This window comes from Escherichia sp. MOD1-EC6842 (assembly GCF_002965705.1).
GTDB classification, from domain to species: domain Bacteria; phylum Pseudomonadota; class Gammaproteobacteria; order Enterobacterales; family Enterobacteriaceae; genus Escherichia; species Escherichia ruysiae.
The window spans coordinates 44,908-68,817 of record NZ_PTRF01000008.1 but is presented as its reverse complement, the minus strand read 5'-3'; the positions used below and the strand labels follow the sequence as shown (position 1 = coordinate 68,817).

The following is a 23,910-nucleotide window of genomic DNA, read 5'->3' as shown; positions in this document are numbered from 1 at the left end:
TGTTCTCCGGCACTTTTATGTCAGTTAAGGCGTTTATTGCCAGATGCGGCGTGAACGCCTTATCTGGCCTACGAACCCGTGCAAAGCTGAACCGTAGGCCAGTCATAGTGTTTAACGCTTTTTACCCATTGCTGCTGCCAGCGCATCCATCATCGCACTGTTACCGGCTGTCTGCGCTTCACGACCGCGCGGTTTGGCTGCCGGGCGGTTGTTTTGCGGGCGATCGTTACCGCTGCCGCGACGGGCGTTGGTTTCACCTGGCTGCTCATCCAGACGCATGGTCAGGGCGATACGTTTACGCTGAAGATCCACTTCCAGCACTTTCACCTTCACAATGTCGCCCGCTTTCACCACGGTGTGCGGATCTTCCACAAACTTGTTCGACAATGAAGAGATGTGAACCAGGCCGTCCTGATGCACGCCAATATCGACAAACGCGCCAAAGTTAGTGACGTTGGTGACTGCGCCTTCGAGGATCATGCCCGGTTGCAGATCGTTCATTGTCTCGACGCCATCGGCAAACTGAGCGGTTTTAAATTCCGGACGCGGGTCGCGGCCCGGTTTTTCCAGCTCTTTGATGATGTCGGTTACCGTCGGCACACCGAATTTCTCATCGGTAAAGTCAGAGGCTTTCAGGTTACGCAGTTCGCTGCTGTTACCCATCAGATCTTTCAGCGCCTGCTGTGTTGCCGCCAGAATACGTTCAACCACCGGATAGGCTTCCGGGTGAACGGTAGAAGCGTCAAGCGGGTTATCACCGTGGTTAATACGCAGGAAACCCGCGCACTGCTCAAAGGCTTTTGGCCCCAATCGGCTCACTTTTAACAGTTGCTGACGGTTCTGGAACTGACCGTTCTCGTCACGCCAGGCAACTATGTTTTGCGCCATCATGCGCGTCAGACCCGCCACGCGGGTTAACAGCGGAACGGAAGCGGTGTTGAGATCAACGCCAACGGCGTTAACGCAGTCTTCCACCACTGCGTCCAGTTTGCGAGCCAGCTGCGTCTGGCTAACATCATGCTGATACTGACCCACGCCGATAGATTTCGGATCGATTTTCACCAGTTCTGCCAGCGGATCCTGCAAACGACGGGCGATAGACACTGCGCCACGCAGCGAAACATCGAGCTCCGGGAACTCCTGCGCTGCCAGCTCGGAAGCCGAGTAAACCGATGCGCCTGCTTCGCTGACGATCACTTTCTGCGCCGTTACTTTCGGGAACTGCTTCTGTACGTCGAGATAGAAACGCTCGGTTTCGCGGGAAGCCGTACCGTTACCAATTGCTACCAGTTCAACGTTATGTTTTTCACACAGCGCAGCAACGGTCATCGCTGCTTTTGCGGCTTGCCCGGTGTGCGGATAAATGGTGTCGGTCGCCACCAGCTTGCCAGTTGCATCGACCACCGCGACTTTTACCCCGGTGCGCAGACCCGGATCGAGCCCCATCGTCGCACGCAGTCCAGCGGGGGCTGCCATCAGCAGATCGTGCAGGTTACGGGCAAAGACGTTAATCGCTTCATCTTCCGCACGTTCGCGCACGGTGCCCATCAGTTCGGTTTCCAGGTGCATCAGTACCTTGATGCGCCACGTCCAGCTCACCACGCCTTTACGCCAGCTATCCGCCTGGGCATTGTTCAGGCGCAGGCCGAGATGATCCATGATGATTTGCTCGCAATAGCTCTCTTTCGGCGGCTCATCGAACTGTGGATCGGCATTCAGCGAAAGCTGGAGTATGCCTTCGTTACGACCACGGAACATCGCCAGTGCGCGGTGAGAAGGCACCGTTGACAGCGGTTCGTGATGATCGAAATAGTCGCGGAATTTTGCCCCTTCCTCTTCTTTACCGCTCACCACCGTAGAAACCAAATGCGCGTTCTTCCACAGATAATCACGGACTTTCGCCAGGAGAGCGGCATCTTCGGCAAAACGTTCCATCAGAATGTAGCGCGCGCCGTCCAGCGCGGCTTTGGTATCTGCCACGCCTTTATCGGCATCAACATATTGTGCGGCGGCGACTTCCGGCGTATGTGACGGATCGTTCCACAGCAGGTCAGCCAACGGCTCAAGACCTGCTTCAATGGCGATTTGCCCACGGGTGCGACGTTTAGGTTTGTAGGGCAGATAGAGGTCTTCGAGTTCGGTTTTGCTTAAGGTGGCGTTGATGGCATTCGCCAGCTCATCGGTGAGTTTACCTTGCTCAGAAATGGACTTGAGGATCGCCTGACGTCTCTCTTCCAGCTCGCGCAGGTAGCTCAGACGCGTTTCCAGATTACGCAACTGCGTGTCATCCAGACCGCCGGTGATTTCCTTACGATAACGTGCGATAAACGGCACGGTATTCCCTTCGTCAAGCAGGCGAACGGCGGCTTCAACCTGTTCCGGGCGCGCCTGAATTTCACCCGCAATAATGCGGCAGAACGAATCATTCATCATGGTTTGAGTTCATCTTTTCGGATCAAAAATCAGGGGATAGTTATACGGACTGGCTGGCAAAAATGCCAGCCAAAGGCTGGAGGTTAAGACTCTTCCTTACGGTTTCACGTACTCGATGGCATTAACATACCAGCTCGCTTCCCCGGCAGGCGTATTCACCACCGCCAGATCGCCCACTTCTTTTTTCAGCAATGCGCGAGCCATCGGGGAATCGATAGAGATGTAATCTTTACGACCAAAAATTTCATCGTAGCCGACAATTCTAAAACGGTGAGTCACGCCATCGTCGTTTTCAATCTCTACCCAAGCGCCAAAGAAGACCTTGCCTTCCTGCTGCGGGGAATAATCGACGATTTTGAGATTTTCCATGCATTTAGTGAGATAGCGCACGCGACGGTCGATTTCACGCAGGCGCTTTTTATTATACTGATAGTCAGCATTTTCACTGCGGTCGCCCAGACTTGCAGCCCAGGTCACCTTTTTTGTGACCTCCGGGCGTTCTTCACGCCAGAGATAATTTAGCTCTTGTTTGAGTTTTTCATACCCTTCCCGGGTAACCAGGGGCGTTTTCATCTCGTTGATTCCCTTTGTCTGTTTGATAATGCGCACATTGGGTATAACGTGATCATATCAACAGAATCAATAATGTTTCGCCGAATAAATTGTATACTTAAGCTGCTGTTTAATATGCTTTGTAACAATTTAGGCTGAAATTCATACCAGATTTTGCTGGTGACGAACGTAAGCTTTTTTAAGAATACACGCTTACAAATTGTTGCGAACCTTTGGGAGTACAAAGAATGCAAGAGAACTACAAGATTCTGGTGGTCGATGACGACATGCGCCTGCGCGCGCTGCTGGAGCGTTATCTCACCGAACAAGGCTTCCAGGTTCGAAGCGTCGCTAATGCAGAACAGATGGATCGCCTGCTGACTCGTGAATCTTTCCATCTTATGGTACTGGATTTGATGTTACCTGGTGAAGATGGCTTGTCGATTTGCCGACGTCTTCGTAGCCAGAGTAACCCGATGCCGATCATTATGGTGACGGCGAAAGGGGAAGAAGTAGACCGTATCGTTGGCCTGGAGATTGGCGCTGACGACTATATTCCAAAACCGTTTAACCCGCGCGAGCTGCTGGCTCGTATTCGTGCAGTGCTGCGTCGTCAGGCGAACGAACTGCCGGGCGCGCCGTCACAGGAAGAAGCAGTAATTGCTTTTGGTAAGTTCAAACTAAACCTCGGTACGCGTGAAATGTTCCGCGAAGATGAGCCGATGCCGCTCACCAGTGGTGAATTTGCGGTACTGAAGGCGCTGGTCAGCCATCCGCGTGAGCCGCTGTCCCGCGATAAGCTGATGAACCTTGCCCGTGGCCGTGAATATTCTGCAATGGAACGCTCCATCGACGTGCAGATCTCGCGTCTGCGCCGCATGGTGGAAGAAGATCCGGCACATCCACGTTACATTCAGACCGTCTGGGGTCTGGGCTACGTCTTCGTGCCGGACGGTTCTAAAGCATGAGGCGATTGCGCTTCTCGCCACGAAGTTCATTTGCCCGCACGTTATTGCTCATCGTCACCTTGCTGTTTGTCAGCCTGGTGACGACTTATCTGGTGGTGCTGAACTTCGCGATTTTGCCGAGCCTCCAGCAGTTTAATAAAGTCCTCGCTTACGAAGTGCGTATGCTGATGACCGACAAACTGCAACTGGAGGACGGCACGCAGTTGGTTGTGCCTCCCGCTTTCCGTCGGGAGATCTACCGTGAGCTGGGGATCTCTCTCTACTCCAATGAAGCCGCTGAAGAGGCCGGGCTGCGTTGGGCGCAACATTACGAATTCTTAAGCCATCAGATGGCGCAGCAGCTTGGCGGCCCGACGGAAGTCCGCGTCGAGGTCAACAAAAGTTCGCCTGTCGTCTGGCTGAAAACCTGGCTGTCGCCCAATATCTGGGTACGTGTGCCGCTGACCGAAATTCATCAGGGCGATTTCTCCCCGCTGTTCCGCTATACGCTGGCGATAATGCTGTTAGCAATAGGCGGCGCGTGGCTATTTATTCGTATTCAGAACCGACCCTTAGTCGATCTCGAACATGCTGCTTTGCAGGTGGGTAAGGGGATTATTCCGCCGCCGCTGCGTGAATATGGCGCTTCGGAGGTGCGTTCGGTTACCCGCGCCTTCAACCATATGGCGGCAGGCGTTAAGCAACTGGCAGATGATCGCACATTGCTGATGGCAGGGGTAAGCCACGACCTGCGCACGCCGCTGACGCGTATTCGCCTGGCGACTGAGATGATGAGCGAGCAGGATGGCTACCTGGCAGAATCGATCAATAAAGATATCGAAGAGTGCAACGCCATCATTGAGCAATTTATCGACTACTTGCGCACCGGGCAGGAGATGCCGATGGAACTGGCGGATCTTAACGCTGTGCTTGGTGAGGTGATTGCCGCCGAAAGTGGCTATGAGCGGGAAATTGATACCGCGCTTGAGCCGGGCAGCATTGAGGTGAAAATGCACCCTCTGTCGATCAAACGCGCGGTGGCGAATATGGTAGTGAACGCCGCCCGCTACGGCAATGGCTGGATTAAAGTCAGCAGTGGAACGGAGCCGAATCGCGCCTGGTTCCAGGTGGAAGATGACGGCCCAGGGATTGAACCGGAGCAGCGTAAGCACCTGTTCCAGCCATTTGTCCGTGGTGACAGCGCGCGCACTATCAGTGGCACTGGCTTAGGGCTGGCGATTGTGCAGCGGATTATCGATAATCATAACGGGATGCTGGAACTTGGCACCAGCGAGCGGGGCGGGCTTTCCATTCGCGCCTGGCTGCCATTGCCGGTAACGCGGGCGCAGGGTGCGACAAAAGAAGGGTAAATAAAACGGGAGGCGAAGGTGCCTCCCGTTTTGCTTTCTATAAGATACTGGATAGATATTCTCCAGCTTCAAACCATTACAGCTTCGGACCAGCCGCTACCAGCGCAGCACCCGCAGGGGTGTCGGTATATTTATCGAAGTTGTCGATAAACAGTTTCGCCAGCGTTTCAGCTTTTTCCTGCCATTGTTCCGGAGAGGCGTAAGTGTTACGCGGATCGAGGATCTTCGTGTCAACGCCCGGCAGTTCTGTCGGGATCGCCAGGTTAAACATCGGCAGAGTGAAGGTTTCTGCGTTATCCAGCGAACCATTCAGAATAGCGTCGATAATGGCGCGGGTATCTTTAATGGAGATACGTTTGCCAGTGCCGTTCCAGCCGGTGTTAACCAGATACGCCTGCGCGCCCGCCGCCTGCATACGTTTCACCAGCACTTCTGCGTACTGAGTCGGGTGCAGCGACAGGAACGCCGCGCCGAAGCAGGCGGAGAAGGTTGGCGTCGGTTCGGTGATGCCGCGTTCAGTACCGGCCAGTTTGGCGGTGAAGCCAGAGAGGAAGTGGTACTGAGTTTGATCGGCAGTCAGACGAGAAACCGGCGGCAATACGCCGAAAGCATCTGCGGTCAGGAAGATAACTTTAGTTGCGTGGCCTGCTTTGGAGACCGGCTTAACGATGTTTTCGATGTGATAGATCGGATAAGAAACGCGGGTGTTCTCGGTTTTTGAACCATCGTCAAAGTCGATAGTGCCATCTTCACGCACGGTGACGTTTTCCAGCAGCGCATCGCGACGGATAGCGTTGTAGATTTCGGGTTCCGCTTCTTTCGACAGCTTGATGGTTTTCGCGTAGCAGCCGCCTTCGAAGTTAAACACGCCGTCATCGTCCCAGCCGTGTTCGTCATCGCCAATCAGACGGCGTTTCGGGTCGGTGGAAAGGGTGGTTTTACCCGTGCCAGAAAGGCCGAAGAACACTGCAACGTCGCCTTTCTCGCCAACGTTGGCGGAGCAGTGCATGGAGGCAATGCCTTTCAGCGGCAGCAGGTAGTTCATCATCGAGAACATCCCTTTCTTCATTTCGCCGCCGTACCAGGTGCCGCCAATTAACTGCATACGCTCAGTCAGGTTAAACGCGACGAAGTTTTCAGAGTTCAGGCCCTGTTCTTTCCACTGCGGATTGGTGCACTTCGCGCCGTTCATGACGATAAAATCAGGTTTGAAACCTGCCAGCTCTTCATCGCTTGGGCGAATAAACATGTTTTTGACGAAATGCGCCTGCCAGGCCACTTCGGTGATGAACCGGACGGAAAGACGTGTGTCCGGGTTAGCGCCACAGAATGCGTCTACAACGAACAGACGTTTGCCGGAAAGCTGTTTGGTTACCAGGCCTTTCAGATGTTGCCAGGTTTCAGGGGAGAGAGGTTTGTTGTCGTTCTTACCTTTGCCTTTGTCTGCCCACCAGAAGGTATCGCGAGTGGTATCGTCACGGACGATATACTTATCTTTTGGTGAACGGCCGGTGAAGATTCCGGTATCGACGGCAACGGCGCCCAGATTAGTTAACACCCCGCGCTCATAACCGGTCAGGCTCGGATCGAGCTCTTCCTGATACAGCAGGTCGTAGCTTGGGTTGTAAACGATATCATGTACGTCACTGATACCATAAGCCTCGAGTTCTTGCGGGGTCAAACCATTGTTAACGCGCATTTCACTGCTCCTTAGCCAATATGTATTGCCTGAATAGTAAAGTCTTTTTGGGGGTGTTAACCGCGACAAGGCTCATAGATTTACGTATCTGGAGAAATTCATATTTGACAAAACTCCGTGATTCCTGTCACGAAACGGTAGCTATTATCGCAGAAATAGCATTTTAGGTGTGGAAAATGTTCTTAAAAGGTTAAAACTTGGTTTATATGGCGAGAATGTTGCGAGTGTAATCGCATTCCTGAGTGAAATTGATGCAAATTCAACGAGTAAAGTATCGATTCACCACGCTAACTTTTTTTGATTACTTTCTGAGAAAAACAAATTAGTCCAGCCTGGATGCGATAATTACCTCTCCTTTTGATTCTGGATAACCAACATGGAAAACGTTGAGCTTTCACCCGCAACACGCAGGGGAATGGTTGTTACCGGATTACTCCAGGGATTAGTTTGCTACCTGCTGATCTCCTGGCTCGCTGGTAAAAATAACAGTTGGATAGTGTATGGCGTACCTGCGACCGTGGCGCTTTCATCCGTTTTGTTATTTTCTGTAGTGTCCTTCAAACAGAAGCGACTTTGGGGATGGCTGGCGATAGTGTTGATTGCCACTCTTGGGATGAGCGGCTGGCTGAAGTGGCAAATTGATGGCATGAGTCCCTAGAGAGCGGAAAAGGCGCTTTGGGATTTTGGGTGTTATCTGCTGCTGATGGGAATGATGTTGCTGCCGTGGATACAACAGAGTCTGCGTGAGCGTAATGACAGTACCCGCTATAGCTATTTTTACCAGTCGGTATGGCATAACGTACTTATATTATTGGTGATTTTTATCACCAATGGCCTGACGTGGCTGGTGCTTTTACTGTGGAGTGAGTTATTTAAACTCGTTGGCATCACGTTTTTCAAAACGCTCTTTTTTGCAACCGACTGGTTTATTTACCTTACGTCAGGTCTGGTTACCGCACTGGCGGTGATCCTCGCGCGGACACAGTTGCGTTTAATCGACTCCATTCAAAAGCTGTTCACGTTAATCGCCACGGGGTTGCTGCCGTTAGTATCATTGCTAACCCTGATGTTTATTATCACCCTGCCGTTTGCGGGCCTGAACGCGATTTCTCGCCACATTTCCGCTGCCGGGTTGCTTTTGACGCTGACCTTTTTGCAATTGCTCTTAATGTCCATTGTCGGCGATCCGCAAAAAGCGTCACTTCCCTGGACGGGGCCGTTGCGTTGCCTGATTCAAACCGCTCTGCTGGTCGCCCCATTGTATGTGTTCGTCGCCGCCTGGGCGTTATGGCTGCGGGTCGCGCAGTACGGCTGGACTGCCGAACGCTTGCATGGCGTGTTGGCTGTGGCGGTGTTACTGGTTTGGTCTCTGGGATATTTTGTCAGTATTGTCTGGCGTAAAGGGCAAAATCCCCTTGTTCTTCAGGGCAAAGTGAACCTTGCGGTTTCGTTATTGGTGCTGGTGATACTGGTGCTTCTTAATTCGCCGGTACTGGACAGTATGCGCATTAGCGTGAACAGTCATATGGCACGTTATCAGAGCGGAAAAAACACGCCAGACCAGGTAAGTATCTACATGCTCGAACAGAGCGGTCGCTATGGCCGTGCGGCGCTTGAGTCGCTGAAAAGCGATACCGAGTATATGAAAGACCCGAAACGCAGACGGGATCTGCTGATGGCGTTTGATGGGAAGCAACATCTTCAGCTGCAGGTATCGGAAAAAGCATTAGCCGATAACGTGTTAATTGCCCCTGGTTCTGGCAAACCGGATGCGACATTCTGGTCGGCCTTAATCAAAGAACGCTATAACGTGATGACCTGTATTGAAAAGGATGCTTGCGTACTGGTCGAGAGAGATCTAAATAGTGATGGTCAGACGGAGCGGCTCCTGTTTGCCTTTAATGATGAAAGAGTCATCGTCTATGGCATTGACCCCACCGGGAAAGAATGGCAAGAGCTCACGATGAGTTTACTTCCGCGCGAAATAACGAAAGAGAAATTACTCACTGCCGCGAAGGAAAGAAAACTGGGAACGAAGCCTAAAACGTGGCGCAATCTTACGGTGGATGGTGAAACGCTGGAGGTGAATCTGAATGAGTGACAACGCGCATCTGATTTTTGTCAGATGCGGCGCCTTAGCTGACCCACAATAACTTGCGATTTATACCGTAGGCCTGATAAACGCAGCGCATCAGGCAATTTCGTCATGAAATCCGGCAGAGTTATCTCTGCCGGAAAAACTAATTAATGAACCTGCGGATCTGCCGGAGACGCGTTGTTGCGGATCTCGGCAATATCCATCGCATTGAACAGATAGTGGTTACCGCAGTAATCACAATGCATGTCAATTTCGCCATCTTCCGCCAGGATGCTATCCACTTCTTCATCCGGCAGCGTTTTCAGCGCATCGGCGCAACGTTCACGTGAGCAGGTGCATTTGAACTCCACATCCTGCGGATCGTAAACCGTCACCTCTTCTTCGTGATACAAACGCCACAACACTTCGTTTGCCGGTAAGGTCAGCAACTCTTCGGTTTTGATGGTTTCAGTTAGCGTCGCCAGGTGGTCGAAGTCGTCCTGCTGGGCATTTTGCGCAGGCATTACCTGTAACAACATACCGCCAGCGGCGGGCTTACCATCTACGTTGCCGGTGCGAATAAACAGGCGCGTCGGAAGCTGTTCAGAACGCATAAAGTAATCTTCCAGGCAGGCCGCCAGGGTATCACCTTCCAGACCAACCACGCCCTGATAGCGTTCGCCTTCGCTCGGGGTAATGGTGATCACCACATAACCATTACCGACCAGCGTTTTCAGGTCGGCATTTTCCGGAATTTCGCCCTGTACGCGCGCCACGCCGCGCATCTGCTGGTTGTTGTTACCGTTGATAACCGCCAGATTCATCGGACCGTCGCCTTGCAGCTGTACGGTGATATCACCATCAAACTTCAGCGTAGCGGTTAACAGGCTGGTCGCAACCAGCAGTTCTGCCAGCACGTTTTTAACGGGCTGCGGATAATCGTGATTCTCAAGGATTTGTTGCAGGGTTTCCGAAACGGTTACCAGTTCGCCGCGCACGGCAAAGTTTTCAAACAGATAGCGATGTAATTGGTCATGTTGCGGCATAATCATCTCTCTTGCAGGTGACAGTTATTCACTGTCGCCGTGTTTAAATCGTAACAGGTCGCGGCGCTCTTTTTTGTCCGGGCGTCGATCCGGGTGCGGCATGGTTAAGGCATTAAGTTTACGTGTCAGCGCCATTTTTTCGCGTTTCTCTACACTTTCCGCAGTCTCTTCATACAGCAAGACTGCCTCGCTGGCGGGGCGACGCTGTTCAGTAATCGCCTTTACAATCACCGTTCGTTCGTCATTTCCCTGGCGCAGAGTGAGCGTGGCATTCAGTTCGACGACTTTACTCGGCTTGCTGCGCTGCCCGTTGTAATGCACCTTACCGCCTTCGATCATTTCACGAGCCAGCGCGCGGGTTTTGTAAAAACGGGCGGCCCATAGCCATTTATCCAGTCGAACCTCAACAGCAGGTTTTTCTTTCATGGCGTCTCCTTCACATTAGCGAGGGGATCAGGCGGCGGTAGTCATTCAGTGACGGATGGCGTTGATACTGTTTCTCGGCAATCCCTGAGTCAGGATTAGTCACACCGAGGCAGTAACGAATACCAAATTGCGCGGCAGCATCGAGAATCGCTTCGCTGTCATCAATAAACAGCGTTCTTTCAGCTTTCAGACCCGTAGCTTTGGCCACCGCATGCCATAACCGCTGATCCTCTTTCGGATAACCAAATGTGTGGGTGGAAAGTAATAAATCAAGGTGTGCGTCCAGACCGGTATGCTCAAGTTTTACCGCCAGGTTGTGCGGATGCGCATTGGTGAGCAAAATTCGCTGCTTACCGCTGGCTTTAAGTGCCTCAAGAAACGGAATGGTATCTTCACGCAGTACGGCGCGCGGTCCCATCTCGGTGGTCATCGCACAGATATCCAGACCCAGTTGTTCACTCCAGTAATCAAGACAGTACCAGTTTAGCGTATGCTGCACGTCGTGATATTGCTGGCGCATATATTCCATCGCTTCCTGTGGCGTGACCCCGTTTTTCGCGCCCCAGGTTTCAGGCACCAGCTTTTGCCAGAAATAGTTATCGAAGGCGAGGTCGAGCAACGTGCCGTCCATATCCAGCAGAACGGTATCTACGTCCTGCCAGGCAATGTTGATATGCATGAGGGAAATCTCCAGAGTGAAGCCATTTGCGCGACAGGGTAGCATAACCTGCCGCGCAAACGTGTTATTCGATAAGGCTTTCTGAAGGGGTGATCAGTTGTGGATTCAGGCAGCTTTCATAATAGGCCTGAATTTCCATCATGCGAGTACGATGACGGTGATAACGACGCCAGGCCTGTACGCCATTATAGATGGCACTGCCCAGCATCGTCAGCAACAGCAATGTCGTGCCCAGATAGCGCCACAGGCCGGAGCGATCCGGGATGGGGTGCAAGCCGATATGCTGCGTGCCGTTGGCATCGGTAAAAATATTGGTGACGATGCCTTCGGCGTTAAACGGTGTATGCATCAGCATTTGCGCCAGTTTCTGGAAAGCGTTCCACTGTTCTTGCGGCGGGTAGTCGTAAAGTGATGCCGAAGGCCAGGGCTGATCAACAAAATCGCTGCCTTCGTCGCTGACAATCAGGAATCCTCCCGGTGCCGGGCTATTCAGTGATTGCGCGGCTCGCGCCGTTTCATGAGTAATGAATGGTGCTGTGGAGGTTTCCACCAGGTTATCGAGTGATTCTGCGCTCACCGGGCGGAGTAACACATTCACGCCGTCGAGTTTTCCAGCGTTAGCGCGTTTTACCAGTGCGTCCCAGTCCTTACTGTTGCCGAGATTCACCAGCGCATTTTTCAACCGAACACAATCATCTTTGGCGGCACAGAGATCGGCGGTTTTCAGCACGATGTCGCCAAAGTCATCGAGCAGTACCATGCCGGATTTCTGAATTGCTGAACGCAATGTGGCGCTGACGCGAGATTCATCATCCGGTTTCGGGTGCAACTGGCGGTTTACTGCCTCGGTCAGTGCCGTGGCCTTGTTGACCAGTTCAGATTCCGGTAATGGCAATGAACGGGCGTCATTCCAGATGATCTGCGAGCAGTCAAATGGCAAAAACGGTGAATTGGTTTTCGCGCTCCAGGTGCCAGAAGTGCGGATATTACACATCCCTGTACCGCTAAGACGTAAGGTATCGCCTACACGTACTCCGGCATCTGCCAGTTGTTTAACGCTGGTGGCTTCAATGGTCTGCGCGCCTTTCATCCACGAGAGGGTGAATTTCAGCGGCATATCCAGCGGAACCCAGAACAGCAGCATAAACAGCACCAGCAGAGAACCCGCCGCGATAATCGTACTGCGTAGCCAGTGTTGCAGCGGGAAGTTTTTCACTTCGTCATGCAGTGAAAGATAGCGTCCCTGACGTACCACGTGCCGATCAAGATAGATATCGATATCCGTTTGCTGCCCCAGATCCTGCGCAATATAAGGCTGCCAGTGCGCGGGATAGACCAGGTCGATAATACCGAGCGAAATATTGTTGATCTGTTCCTGATCGTTTTCACCAAACAATCCCCAACGACGCGGCGTACCACGCAGACAGTGGATCTCCCGCAGGGATGATTTTGCCGGTGGCGCAAATAGCCCCCACAGACCTGCGCCCAACAGCAGTAACGCGCCGCCAGCCAGCCACGGGACAAATACATCCGGAGTAATCAGGCAGAAAAAGAACATCAGGAAGGAGGCGACAATCAGCAACGCTTCGCGCAGCCCGCGCGGCCGACTAAGCGCATACTCTTCGTGTGTTTCTTTGCGAATATTGAGCAGTTCGATTTGTTCGCTTTCTTCGCCGCGAATCGACGCCTGCGTTGACGGAACAGGCTGCAACGCATAGCCACGAGTTTCCTGAATGTACTCTTGCAGCGTATGACCGTTGAGAGAAATAACCAGCGGCAGCGAATCGGTATGGATCAGTTCAACGCTATTTTCATCGTTGATGTACTGCTCCCAGAACGGGGGCAGGTGGACTTCCACCGAATCGAGATAATAACGCCATTTGTTAGGATCGTCGGTTGAAATGCCATAACGCGTGATGGCATGTGTCAGCATCATGACGTTGTTGCTTTCCGCGTTCAGCGTCAGTGATACGGGGGCCGTGCTGGCGCCCGTCGGACCAGGAACCTGCAAAACCTGCGTCAGGCTGTCGAGATAATTTTCAACGGCGTTACGTTCTTCAGGCATGAGTTTGCGCGTTTGCGCATCAGCGAAGGCGTTAGTCCAGGGCAGTTGACGCCGCCTGGAGCGCACTTTTATCAGCCATCCCGCAAGTAGTGAGCAGGCCAGCAAAGCAGCTATAAAAATTACAATGGTGCTCATGCTTTCCCCATCTTACTTAATTTGTCAGGTGTGATTAGTCGCATCCTGGACACAATATAGGATCCTGCGGTTGGCTATCGGCAAGCGTGGAGTTGAACTTGAGCATCATTAAGCGCATCCCAGTAACCGGTGATCATAGCAAACCCTCTGAGGGCGGAATATCAGCAAATTCCTGGAGTTATTTCAACCTATTGACTTTTAATTTGATTTGAGAATGATTATTTATTAAGTTGCGTAAATGTAAATAACATGCAATTCACATTGCCGAATGCGTGTCCGATATCGCACAATAACTGCTGATTTCACAGCATAGATTCCACGATGAGCAAATCATTACAAAAACCCACCATTCTGAATGTTGAAACCGTAGCCCGTTCCCGATTGTTTACCATCGAAAGCGTGGATCTGGAGTTCAGCAACGGCGTGCGGCGTGTTTATGAACGAATGCGTCCAACCAACCGGGAAGCAGTGATGATTGTGCCGATTGTGGACGATCACCTGATTTTGATCCGCGAATACGCGGTGGGAACTGAATCCTACGAATTAGGTTTTTCGAAAGGATTAATTGATCCCGGTGAAAGTGTTTATGAAGCAGCAAACCGCGAACTCAAAGAAGAAGTGGGATTTGGCGCAAAGGATCTGACTTTTTTGAAGAAACTCAGCATGGCACCGTCTTACTTTTCCAGCAAAATGAATATCGTGGTGGCGCAAGATCTCTACCCTGAATCGCTGGAAGGCGATGAACCAGAGCCACTACCTCAGGTGCGCTGGCCACTGACACATATGATGGATTTGCTCGAAGATCCTGACTTCAACGAAGCGCGTAATGTCAGCGCGTTGTTCCTGGTGCGCGAGTGGTTGAAGGGGCAGGGGCGGTTGTAAATACGTGGAGCTTGCCTGATGCGCTACGCTTATCAGGCCTACGTGGTTCCTGCAATGTATTGAGTTTCGACGATTTTGTTGGCTGGATAAGGCGTTCACGCCGCATCCAGCATGAACAACGTGCACTTTGTCTGCAAACTGAAAAGGCGCCGAAGCGCCTTTTTAATCAGAACAATTCCTGAGCCTCACCATTATCGATAATGGTTGTCCCTACCTCGCGTACCGCTTGCTGTGTAGGCTGCGTACCTTCGATGAAATACTCTTCGCGGCTGTTACCACCGTTGGCCAGTTGCCCGGTGCTGCGATCGATATTCACCGTCACAATACCCGGCGGCGGCGTCAGCGGTTGTTCCGGTACACCTTCCAGCACGGCTTTCATATAAGCATCCCAGGCTGGCTGGGCGCTCTTTGCACCACCTTCATAACCGGAGATCTGATCTTTTATCGCCCCGGAAGCCGTAGTGTGACCGAGATTACGGCGGTGATCATCAAAGCCAATCCATACCGAGGTCACAACGCCCGGACCGTAACCCGAAAACCACGCATCTTTCGAACTGTTGGTCGTCCCGGTTTTCCCGCCGATATCATGACGTTGCAAATCACGACCTGCGCGCCAGCCAGTGCCCTGCCAGCCAGGTTCACCAAAGATATTGGTGTTCAGGGCGCTCTTAATCAGGAACGCCAGCGGTGTGCTGATGACGTGTGGTGCGTATTCTGGCGCACCAGTCTTCGCCACTAATGCCTGATTAGCCTGCTCCAGTTGTGGCATTGGCACAGAAACATTCTGCTGTTCGCGAGAGATAGCCACGTCTTCAACGTCGCTGTTTTCCAGCACGTTCGATTTTTGCGTATCACCGTAAATCACCGGAATATCACATTCCGGGCAGGCTACTTTCGGTTTCGCTTCGAAAATCACGCCGCCCTGGTCGTTTTCAATTTTGCTGATAAACCAGGGGTCGACCAGGAAGCCACCATTAGCCATCACTGCGTACCCGCGCGCCACCTGTAACGGCGTGAAGGAAGCGGAACCCAGTGCCAGCGATTCAGTGTGAACAATATTTTGTGCCGGGAAGCCGAAGCGTTGCAAATACTCTGCGGCATAGTCCACGCCCATTGCTCGCATTGCGCGTACCATTACCACGTTTTTCGACTGGCCCAGCCCCTGACGTAAACGGATTGGACCGGCGTACTGCGGAGGTGAGTTTTTCGGCTGCCAGTCAGAACCCGCGCCTGCGTCCCAGCGGGAAATTGGCACATCGTTCAGCATACTTGCCAGCGTCAGACCTTTATCCATCGCTGCGGTGTAGAGGAACGGCTTGATATTCGAACCCACCTGACGCAGCGCCTGGGTGGCGCGGTTAAACTTGCTCTGATTGAAATCAAAACCACCGACCAGCGCCATAACTGCGCCGTTTTGCGGATTGATCGATACCAGCGCCGAGTTCACTTCCGGCACCTGTGCCAGCCACCAGGCATCGCCCACCTGGCGAACCCAGATTTGCTGACCTGTTTGCACAACATCGGTCACTTTACGCGGCGTCGGTCCCTGCTGAGTATCGGAGCGATAAGGCCGTGCCCAGCGAATCCCTTCCATACGCAGCGTCACAGATGTTCCGTCCGCCAGCATTGCTGTTGCTTCCTGCGGGTTGGCGCGGGTGACTGCGGCAGGTAGCAGCGGACCATAGGTTGGCAGCGCCTTCAGCGTATCGGTAATCTTTTTGTCATCCCACGCTGATTCACCTACTTTCCACAGCACATTGGCCGGGCCGCGATAGCCGTGACGCATGTCGTAGTCCAGTACGTTATTACGCACGGCTTGCTGTGCGGCCTGCTGCACTTTGCGGGTAATGGTAGTGTAAATGCGATAGCCGTCTTCATAAGCGTTTTCGCCGTAACGGTTATACATCTCCTGACGTACCATTTCGGTGAGATATGGCGCTGAGAAGGCGATCTCCGGTGCGTGATAGTTGGCGTTAATCGCTTCGGTGCGTGTCTCATCGAGCTGCTGTCGGGTGATATACCCTTCGTCCAGCATTCGCGACAGCACGACGTTACGCCGCGCGACGGCTCGATCCATTGAATAGAGCGGGTTGAAGGTGGAAGGGGCTTTAGGCAGCCCGGCAATCACCGCCATTTCGTTCAGTGTCAGTTGATCGACCGTTTTACCGAAATAGACTTGTGCCGCAGCACCGACACCATAGGCGCGGTAACCGAGGTAAATCTTGTTCAGATAAAGCTCGAGGATCTCGTCTTTCGTCAGCAATTGTTCAATACGAATTGCGAGGAAGACTTCCTTAATTTTACGCATTAGCGTGCGTTCTGGACTCAGGAAGAAGTTTCTCGCCAGTTGTTGGGTGATGGTGCTCGCCCCTTGTGATGCGTGACCGGAGAACAGCGCCACGCTTGCCGCACGGAAGATCCCCACTGGGTCAACGCCGTGATGCTCGTAGAAGCGGCTGTCTTCCGTCGCAATAAAGGCTTTCACCATCTCCGGCGGGATTTGATCCAATGTAACCGGAATACGACGTTTTTCACCGTATTGAGCAATCAGCTCGCCATCGGCGCTGTAAATCTGCATCGGAATTTGCAGGCGAACATCTTTTAATGTCGCCACATCCGGCAGTTGTGGCTCGATGTAGCGGTAGAGGCCATAAATCGAGCCTGCTCCCAGCAGAATGCAACAGACTGCAAGGATCAATAAATACTTTACGAACTTCACTGGAAATTTCCCATTTAGTTTCATTTGGGCAGTTTATAAACAAACGCGCGGTAGTATAAAGGCAAGCCAGACGCATTGATATACCCGTCAGAGTGACGGGGGATAAGGAGATCATCACAATGGCATTTAAGACCTGGCAAATTGGTTTGCATTTACAACAGCAAGAAGCGGTGGCGGTTGCTATCGTGCGTGGCGCGAAAGAATGCTTTTTGCAACGCTGGTGGCGTTTGCCGCTGGCGACCGACATTATCAAAGATGGGCGCATTATTGACGCGGAACGGCTGACTAAAACGTTGTTACCGTGGAGTCGTGAACTGCCACACCGTCATCACATTATGTTGGCATTTCCCGCTAGCCGAACGTTACAAAGGGCATTTCCGCGTCCGGCAATGTCCCTGGGCGAACGGGAGCAAATGGCCTGGTTGACAGGCTCGATGGCTCGCGAGCTGGATATGGAACCGGACTCCCTGCGCTTTGATTACAGCGAAGATTCGCTGAGTCCCGCTTATAACGTGACCGCCGCGCAAAGCAAAGAGCTGGCAACGCTGCTTAGCCTGGCAGAAAGATTGCGTATTCACGTTAGTGCGATTACCCCAGACGCCTGCGCTTTGCAGCGATTCCTGCCTTTTTTACCTTCTCATCAGCAATGTCTGGCCTGGCGTGATAACGAACAGTGGTTATGGGCGACGCGTTATAGCTGGGGACGCAAACTGGCGGTGGGGATGACAAGCGCGAATGAACTGGCCGCGACGTTAGCCATTAATTCTGAAAGTCTCGCGATATGCGGCGAAGGCGGATTTGACCCCTGGAATGCGGTTTCTGTGCGTCAGCCGCCACTACCGCCACCAGGTGGAAACTTTGCTATCGCGCTGGGGCTGGCGCTTGGGGAGAGGTACTGATGAATCCGCCAATCAATTTTTTGCCCTGGCGAGAGCAACGCCGGACGGCCTTTCTTCGCTTCTGGTTGCTGATGTTCGTTGCTCCTCTGCTGCTGGCTGTCGGGATAACGCTCATGCTGCGTTTGACAACCAACGCTGAAGTACGCGTTGACGCTGTTTTGCTTCAGGCGGAACAACAACGCGCCAGCACCCTACAAACCAGTAAACCACGTTTGCTGGAACGCCAACAATTACGCGAACAGCGTTTGCAACGTCAGCGCCAGCGACAATTTACCCGCGACTGGCAATTTGCGCTGGAGTCACTGGCGGTACTTTTACCAGAACATGCCTGGCTGACAACGATACGCTGGCAGCAGGGAACGCTGGAGGTAAAGGGACTTGCGACGAACATTACTGTGTTAAACGCACTGGAAAAAGCACTCCGCCAGGATACTTCTTTTCAACTCAACCAGCGTGGAGCCACGCAGCAAGATGCACAAGGACGCTGGCAATTTGAGTATCAGTTAACAAGGACGGTTAGCGATGAACACTCTCTTTGACTGGTGGTTCGCGACATCACTCCGTATCCGCCAGTTTTGCTGGGCAGTCTGGTTGCTGATGTTAGTTACGCTCATTTTTCTTTCCTCGGCACACCAGGAAGAGAGTGACGCATTAATTCGACTGCGGGCAAGTCATCACCAGCAATGGACTGCACTTTATCGCCTGGTAGACACCACTCCCATCAGCGAAGAAAAAACGCTGTCCTTTTCGCCACTGGATTTTCAGTTGCCCGGCGCGCAACTGCTTTACTGGCATCCATCCGCTCAGGGAGGCGAGTTGGCGTTGAAAACGTTCTGGGAAGCGGTGCCGTCGGCATTTACACGGCTGGCAGAGCGCAACGTCAGCGTGAGCCGTTTTTCATTAAGCGTGGAAGGTGATGATCTTTTGTTCACGCTACAACTGGAGATGCCGCATGAGGGGTAAACGCGGGTTGTTGGCAGGTATTGCCTTGTGCCTTTTAACCGGTATGCGTGACCCTTTTAAGCCGCCGGAAGATCTATGCCGGATTAGCGAACTTACCCAGTGGCGTTATCAGGGGATGGTAGGGCGAGGCGAGCGCGTTATTGGCGTAATAAAAGATGGGCAAAAAAAATGGCGACGGGTGGAGCAAAACGATGTGCTGGAGAATGGCTGGACAATTTTACAACTGACGCCAGAAACATTAACGCTGGGAACTGGAAAAAACTGCGAACCGCCACAGTGGTTGTGGCAACGGCAAGGAGATAAAAATGAAGCAATGGATAGCCGCACTACTGTTGATGATGATACCCAGCGTACAGGCGGCAAAGCCGCAAAAAGTGACGCTGATGGTGGATGACGTTCCGGTGGCTCAGGTGTTACAGGCGCTGGCTGAACAGGAGAAGTTAAACCTGGTGGTTTCGCCAGACGTCAATGGTACGGTGTCGTTACATCTCACTGACGTTCCCTGGAAACAGGCACTACAAACCGTAGTGAAAAGCGCCGGGCTGATAACGCGCCAGGAAGGCAACATTCTTTCAGTGCATTCCGTTGCCTGGCAGAATGACAATATCGCCCGTCAGGAGGCTGAACAGGCGCGGGTGCAGGCAAATCTGCCGCTGGAAAATCGCAATATTACTCTGCAATACGCCGACGCCGGAGAGCTGGCGAAAGCAGGAGAAAAGCTACTTAGCGCCAAAGGCAGCATGACTGTCGATAAACGTACTAATCGCCTTTTGCTGCGTGATAACAAAACGGCGTTAAGCGCACTGGAGCAGTGGGTAGCGCAAATGGATTTGCCGGTCGGGCAGGTTGAACTGTTGGCGCACATTGTCACCATTAATGAAAAAAGTTTGCGGGAATTGGGGGTGAAATGGACGCTGGCCGATGCGCAACAAACTGGCGGCGTTGGGCAAGTGACCACGCTCGGCGGCGATCTCTCTGTGGCAACGGCAACGACGCATATCGGTTTTAACATTGGGCGCATCAACGGGCGTTTACTGGATCTGGAGCTTTCCGCGCTCGAACAAAAACAGCAACTGGATATTATCGCCAGCCCGCGTCTGCTGGCCTCACATCTCCAGCCTGCCAGCATTAAACAGGGAAGCGAGATCCCGTATCAGGTTTCCAGTGGTGAAAGCGGCGCGACGTCGGTGGAATTTAAAGAGGCCGTACTGGGAATGGAAGTCACGCCCACGGTGTTACAAAAAGGTCGCATCCGACTGAAATTACACATCAGCCAGAACGTTCCGGGACAGGTGCTACAACAAGCTGATGGCGAAGTGCTGGCGATTGATAAGCAGGAGATCGAAACGCAGGTTGAAGTAAAAAGCGGAGAAACGCTGGCACTGGGTGGTATTTTTACCCGTAAAAATAAATCGGGTCAGGATAGCGTACCGCTGTTGGGCGACATCCCCTGGTTCGGGCAATTATTTCGTCATGACGGAAAAGAAGATGAACGACGCGAGTTAGTGGTATTTATCACGCCACGGTTGGTTTCCAGTGAGTAAACTGCCGCAAAAACGGCGATGTTTTCATGCTGAACATGTTTCATCTATTTGACGTGCGCAGGTATTTAGCATACAAGGAGTACCGATTTGAGAGTCGGTGCTCTTTGTTACCTGCGTTTTATGATGGTGATTTATCTTTCACGCGGCATTTTGCTGTCTTTTTTACGCTAATCTTACCCGGTGATTTATCGCCAGAGCGGTGATAGCAAGGCAGTGCACCTGCAGCGACCAGATATGCAGAGGGATGGGCAATTTATTCAGTTGCCAAACCCGCTGGAGTATTGAGATAATTTTCAGTCTGACTCTCGCAATATTTTATGAGGTTTCAGTTCATGTCCTGCGGCGCTCTCTGAGCGAAGCGGGTTTATCATTAACGAATAGTCTTAGTAGTACCGAAAAAATGGCAGAGAAACGCAATATCTTTCTGGTTGGGCCTATGGGTGCCGGAAAAAGCACTATTGGGCGCCAGTTAGCTCAACAACTCAATATGGAATTTTACGATTCCGATCAAGAGATTGAGAAACGAACCGGAGCTGATGTGGGCTGGGTTTTCGATTTAGAAGGCGAAGAAGGCTTCCGCGATCGCGAAGAAAAGGTCATCAATGAGTTGACCGAGAAACAGGGTATTGTGCTGGCTACTGGCGGCGGCTCTGTGAAATCCCGCGAAACGCGTAACCGTCTTTCCGCACGTGGCGTTGTCGTTTATCTTGAAACGACCATCGAAAAGCAACTTGCGCGCACGCAGCGTGATAAAAAACGCCCGTTGCTGCACGTTGAAACACCGCCGCGTGAAGTTCTGGAAGCATTGGCTAATGAACGCAATCCGCTGTATGAAGAGATTGCCGACGTGACCATTCGTACTGATGATCAAAGCGCCAAAGTGGTCGCAAACCAGATTATTCACATGCTGGAAAGCAACTAATTCTGGCTTTATATACACTCGTCTGCGGGTACAGTAATTAAGGTGGATGTCGCGTTATGGAGAGGATAGTCGTCACTCTCGGGGAACGTAGTTACCCAATTACCATCGCATCTGGTTTGTTTAACGAACCAGCTTCATTCTTACCGCTGAAATCGGGTGAGCAGGTGATGTTGGTCACCAACGAAACCCTGGCTCCTCTGTATCTCGATAAGGTTCGCAGCGTACTTGAACAGGCGGGTGTTAACGTCGATAGCGTTATCCTCCCTGACGGCGAGCAGTATAAAAGCCTGGCAGTACTCGACACCGTTTTTACGGCGTTGTTGCAAAAACCGCACGGTCGCGATACGACGCTGGTGGCGCTTGGCGGCGGCGTAGTAGGCGATCTTACCGGTTTTGCAGCGGCGAGCTATCAGCGCGGCGTTCGCTTCATTCAAGTCCCGACGACATTGCTGTCGCAGGTGGACTCTTCCGTTGGCGGAAAAACCGCAGTCAACCATCCCCTCGGTAAAAATATGATTGGCGCTTTTTATCAGCCAGCATCAGTGGTGGTGGATCTCGACTGTCTGAAAACGCTTCCTCCGAGAGAGTTAGCTTCGGGGCTGGCGGAAGTCATCAAATACGGCATTATTCTTGACGGTGAGTTTTTCAACTGGCTGGAAGATAATCTGGATGCGCTGCTCAATCTGGATGGTCCGGCAATGGCGTACTGTATTCGTCGTTGCTGTGAGCTGAAAGCAGAAGTTGTCGCTGCCGACGAGCGCGAATCCGGCTTACGTGCTTTACTGAATCTGGGACATACCTTTGGTCATGCTATTGAAGCGGAAATGGGGTATGGCAATTGGTTGCACGGTGAAGCAGTCGCGGCGGGTATGGTGATGGCGGCGCGGACGTCGGAACGTCTCGGGCAGTTTAGTTCTGCCGAAACGCAGCGTATTATTACCCTGCTTACGCGGGCTGGATTACCGGTTAATGGGCCGCGCGAAATGTCCGCGCAGGCGTATTTACCGCATATGCTGCGTGACAAGAAAGTCCTTGCGGGAGAGATGCGCTTAATTCTTCCGCTGGCAATTGGTAAGAGTGAAGTTCGCGGCGGCGTATCGCACGAACTTGTTCTTAACGCTATTACCGATTGTCAATCAGCGTAACAACAAGAAAGGTCCGGCCGCTTATCAGCGGTCTATTAGCTTCAGGTTAATTGCAACGTGGTAAGCATTAACCTTTTAGTGGGGTGTTAAATGGATGAATTCAAACCAGAAGACGAGCTGAAACCCGATCCCAGCGATCGTCGTACTGGTCGTTCTCGTCAATCTTCTGAGCGTTCAGAACGTACTGAACGTGGCGAACCGCAGATCAATTTTGATGATATTGAACTTGATGAAACTGACGATCGCCGTCCAACTCGTGCGCAAAAAGAGCGCAATGAGGAACCGGAAATCGAAGAAGAAATTGATGATTCCGAAGATGACGCTGTGGATGAAGAGCGTGTAGAGCGTCGTCCGCGTAAGCGCAAAAAAGCAGCCAGCAAACCGGCTTCTCGTCAGTATATGATGATGGGCGTCGGTATTCTGGTTCTGCTGCTGTTGATCATCGGTATCGGTTCTGCGCTAAAAGCCCCCTCGACCTCTTCCAGCGATCAAACCGCGTCTGGTGAGAAGAGTATTGATCTTGCTGGCAATGCGACTGATCAGGCAAATGGCGTGCAGCCAGCGCCGGGAACCACGTCTGCGGAAAATACCCAGCAGGATGTTTCTCTGCCGCCGATTTCTTCTACGCCGACCCAGGGGCAAACCCCGGCGGCAACGGATGGTCAACAACGTGTTGAAGTGCAGGGTGACCTGAATAACGCGCTGACCCAGCCGCAAAATCAGCAGCAGTTGAACAATGTGGCGGTCAACTCCACGCTGCCAACCGAACCCGCAACTGTAGCGCCAGTTCGTAATGGCAACGTATCGCGTGATACGGCGAAAGCGCAAACCGCTGAACGGCCGACCACCACGCGTCCGGCACGTCAGCAGGCGGTGATTGAACCGAAAAAACCACAAGCAACTGTGAAAACGGAACCGAAGCCGGTAGCACAGACGCCGAAGCGTACTGAACCGGCTGCACCTGTGGCGAGCACAAAGGCACCGGCTGCGACTTCTACGCAAGCCACAACGCCAGCAGCACCAAAAGAGACGGCGACTACGGCTCCAGTACAGACGGCATCTCCGGCGCAAACCACGGCAACACCAGCCGCTGGAGCGAAGACCGCAGGTAATGTTGGTTCGTTGAAATCGGCACCGTCCAGCCATTACACTCTGCAGCTGAGCAGTTCTTCTAACTACGACAACCTGAACGGTTGGGCGAAGAAAGAGAATCTGAAAAACTACGTTGTCTATGAAACGACGCGTAATGGTCAGCCGTGGTATGTACTGGTTTCTGGCGTGTACGCTTCGAAAGAAGAGGCGAAAAAAGCGGTATCTACATTGCCAGCAGATGTTCAGGCCAAAAACCCATGGGCGAAACCGCTGCGTCAGGTACAGGCCGATCTGAAGTAATCAAGGTTATCTCCC

General features: G+C 52.4%; 19 protein-coding genes and 1 pseudogene. 12 read left to right on the top strand and 8 right to left on the bottom strand.

The features are described 5' to 3' along the window. Window positions 1–111 precede the first annotated feature (111 nt). Window positions 112–2,433 (bottom strand): Tex family protein, encoded by a 2,322-nt coding sequence (locus tag A7Z29_RS11775; protein ID WP_000980771.1) that lies wholly within the window; start codon window positions 2,431–2,433, stop codon window positions 112–114. Window positions 2,434–2,529: 96 nt separating this feature from the next. Next, the gene (greB, locus tag A7Z29_RS11770; protein WP_000856744.1) at window positions 2,530–3,006 is read right to left on the bottom strand and encodes a transcription elongation factor GreB; all 477 of its coding nucleotides are present in this window, start codon (window positions 3,004–3,006) and stop codon (window positions 2,530–2,532) included. 227 nt (window positions 3,007–3,233) lie between these two features. Between greB and ompR the strand changes: the two genes are divergently transcribed. Both ompR and envZ read left to right on the top strand, forming a co-directional pair. Then, a complete protein-coding gene (gene ompR, locus A7Z29_RS11760; protein ID WP_001157751.1) occupies window positions 3,234–3,953 on the top strand; it encodes an osmolarity response regulator transcription factor OmpR in 720 nt (239 codons plus the stop codon). Beyond that, entirely contained in the window at window positions 3,950–5,302 is a 1,353-nt protein-coding gene (envZ, locus tag A7Z29_RS11755; RefSeq protein ID WP_001253701.1) for a two-component system sensor histidine kinase EnvZ, read from the top strand. Before ompR ends, envZ begins: the two co-directional genes overlap by 4 nt. Window positions 5,303–5,378: 76 nt before the next feature. On the opposite strand, the gene pckA is transcribed toward envZ, so the two are convergent. Further along, window positions 5,379–7,001, bottom strand: a complete 1,623-nt coding sequence (gene pckA / locus A7Z29_RS11750) for a phosphoenolpyruvate carboxykinase (ATP) (protein ID WP_001309803.1) — start codon at window positions 6,999–7,001, stop codon at window positions 5,379–5,381. Window positions 7,002–7,377: 376 nt separating this feature from the next. Between pckA and A7Z29_RS11740 the strand changes: the two are divergent. Next, window positions 7,378–9,102: pseudogene (locus A7Z29_RS11740) on the top strand (DUF4153 domain-containing protein). 143 nt (window positions 9,103–9,245) lie between these two features. On the opposite strand, the gene hslO reads toward A7Z29_RS11740, so the two are convergent. The 4 genes from hslO to igaA all read right to left on the bottom strand — a co-directional run bounded on the left by hslO (window position 9,246) and on the right by igaA (window position 13,429). Continuing rightward, window positions 9,246–10,124, bottom strand: a complete 879-nt coding sequence (gene hslO, locus A7Z29_RS11735) for an Hsp33 family molecular chaperone HslO (RefSeq protein WP_024165248.1) — start codon at window positions 10,122–10,124, stop codon at window positions 9,246–9,248. A gap of 24 nt (window positions 10,125–10,148) precedes the next feature. Further along, a complete protein-coding gene (gene hslR, locus A7Z29_RS11730; RefSeq protein WP_105290270.1) occupies window positions 10,149–10,550 on the bottom strand; it encodes a ribosome-associated heat shock protein Hsp15 in 402 nt (133 codons plus the stop codon). 10 nt (window positions 10,551–10,560) lie between these two features. Continuing rightward, entirely contained in the window at window positions 10,561–11,229 is a 669-nt protein-coding gene (yrfG, locus tag A7Z29_RS11725; protein WP_105290269.1) for a GMP/IMP nucleotidase, read from the bottom strand. 64 nt (window positions 11,230–11,293) lie between these two features. Further along, complete coding sequence (gene igaA, locus A7Z29_RS11720; RefSeq protein WP_000104495.1) at window positions 11,294–13,429, bottom strand: intracellular growth attenuator protein IgaA; 2,136 nt, start codon at window positions 13,427–13,429, stop codon at window positions 11,294–11,296. Window positions 13,430–13,750: 321 nt separating this feature from the next. Between igaA and nudE the strand changes: the two genes are divergently transcribed. Next, complete coding sequence (nudE, locus tag A7Z29_RS11715) at window positions 13,751–14,311, top strand: ADP compounds hydrolase NudE (RefSeq protein WP_105290268.1); 561 nt, start codon at window positions 13,751–13,753, stop codon at window positions 14,309–14,311. A 166-nt stretch (window positions 14,312–14,477) separates the two neighbouring features. Here nudE and mrcA read toward each other — a convergent pair whose 3' ends face one another. Further along, entirely contained in the window at window positions 14,478–17,030 is a 2,553-nt protein-coding gene (gene mrcA, locus A7Z29_RS11710; protein WP_010348371.1) for a peptidoglycan glycosyltransferase/peptidoglycan DD-transpeptidase MrcA, read from the bottom strand. A 119-nt stretch (window positions 17,031–17,149) separates the two neighbouring features. On the opposite strand from mrcA, the gene hofM reads away from it, so the two are divergent. From hofM to damX, 8 genes are all read left to right on the top strand, one after another. After that, window positions 17,150–17,929: a DNA utilization protein HofM gene (hofM, locus tag A7Z29_RS11705; protein WP_105290267.1), complete on the top strand. Its 780-nt coding sequence runs from the start codon at window positions 17,150–17,152 to the stop codon at window positions 17,927–17,929. Next, the gene (locus A7Z29_RS11700; RefSeq protein WP_032226654.1) at window positions 17,929–18,468 is read left to right on the top strand and encodes a PilN domain-containing protein; all 540 of its coding nucleotides are present in this window, start codon (window positions 17,929–17,931) and stop codon (window positions 18,466–18,468) included. The genes hofM and A7Z29_RS11700 overlap by 1 nt, the downstream gene beginning before the upstream one ends. Beyond that, on the top strand, window positions 18,452–18,892 hold the full coding sequence (hofO, locus tag A7Z29_RS11695; RefSeq protein ID WP_001093899.1) for a DNA utilization protein HofO: 441 nt from the start codon (window positions 18,452–18,454) through the stop codon (window positions 18,890–18,892). Before A7Z29_RS11700 ends, hofO begins: the two co-directional genes overlap by 17 nt. Next, complete coding sequence (locus A7Z29_RS11690; protein WP_085461334.1) at window positions 18,882–19,286, top strand: DUF2531 family protein; 405 nt, start codon at window positions 18,882–18,884, stop codon at window positions 19,284–19,286. The genes hofO and A7Z29_RS11690 overlap by 11 nt, the downstream gene beginning before the upstream one ends. Next, on the top strand, window positions 19,198–20,436 hold the full coding sequence (gene hofQ, locus A7Z29_RS11685; RefSeq protein ID WP_085461333.1) for a DNA uptake porin HofQ: 1,239 nt from the start codon (window positions 19,198–19,200) through the stop codon (window positions 20,434–20,436). Before A7Z29_RS11690 ends, hofQ begins: the two co-directional genes overlap by 89 nt. 400 nt (window positions 20,437–20,836) lie before the next feature. Next, window positions 20,837–21,358: a shikimate kinase AroK gene (aroK, locus tag A7Z29_RS11680; RefSeq protein ID WP_000818618.1), complete on the top strand. Its 522-nt coding sequence runs from the start codon at window positions 20,837–20,839 to the stop codon at window positions 21,356–21,358. Between the two features lie 56 nt (window positions 21,359–21,414). After that, window positions 21,415–22,503, top strand: coding sequence for a 3-dehydroquinate synthase (gene aroB, locus A7Z29_RS11675; RefSeq protein ID WP_000439868.1), 1,089 nt, complete (start codon window positions 21,415–21,417; stop codon window positions 22,501–22,503). A 90-nt stretch (window positions 22,504–22,593) separates the two neighbouring features. Then, the gene (gene damX / locus A7Z29_RS11670) at window positions 22,594–23,895 is read left to right on the top strand and encodes a cell division protein DamX (protein ID WP_105280507.1); all 1,302 of its coding nucleotides are present in this window, start codon (window positions 22,594–22,596) and stop codon (window positions 23,893–23,895) included. The last annotated feature ends 15 nt before the right edge of the window (window positions 23,896–23,910 follow it).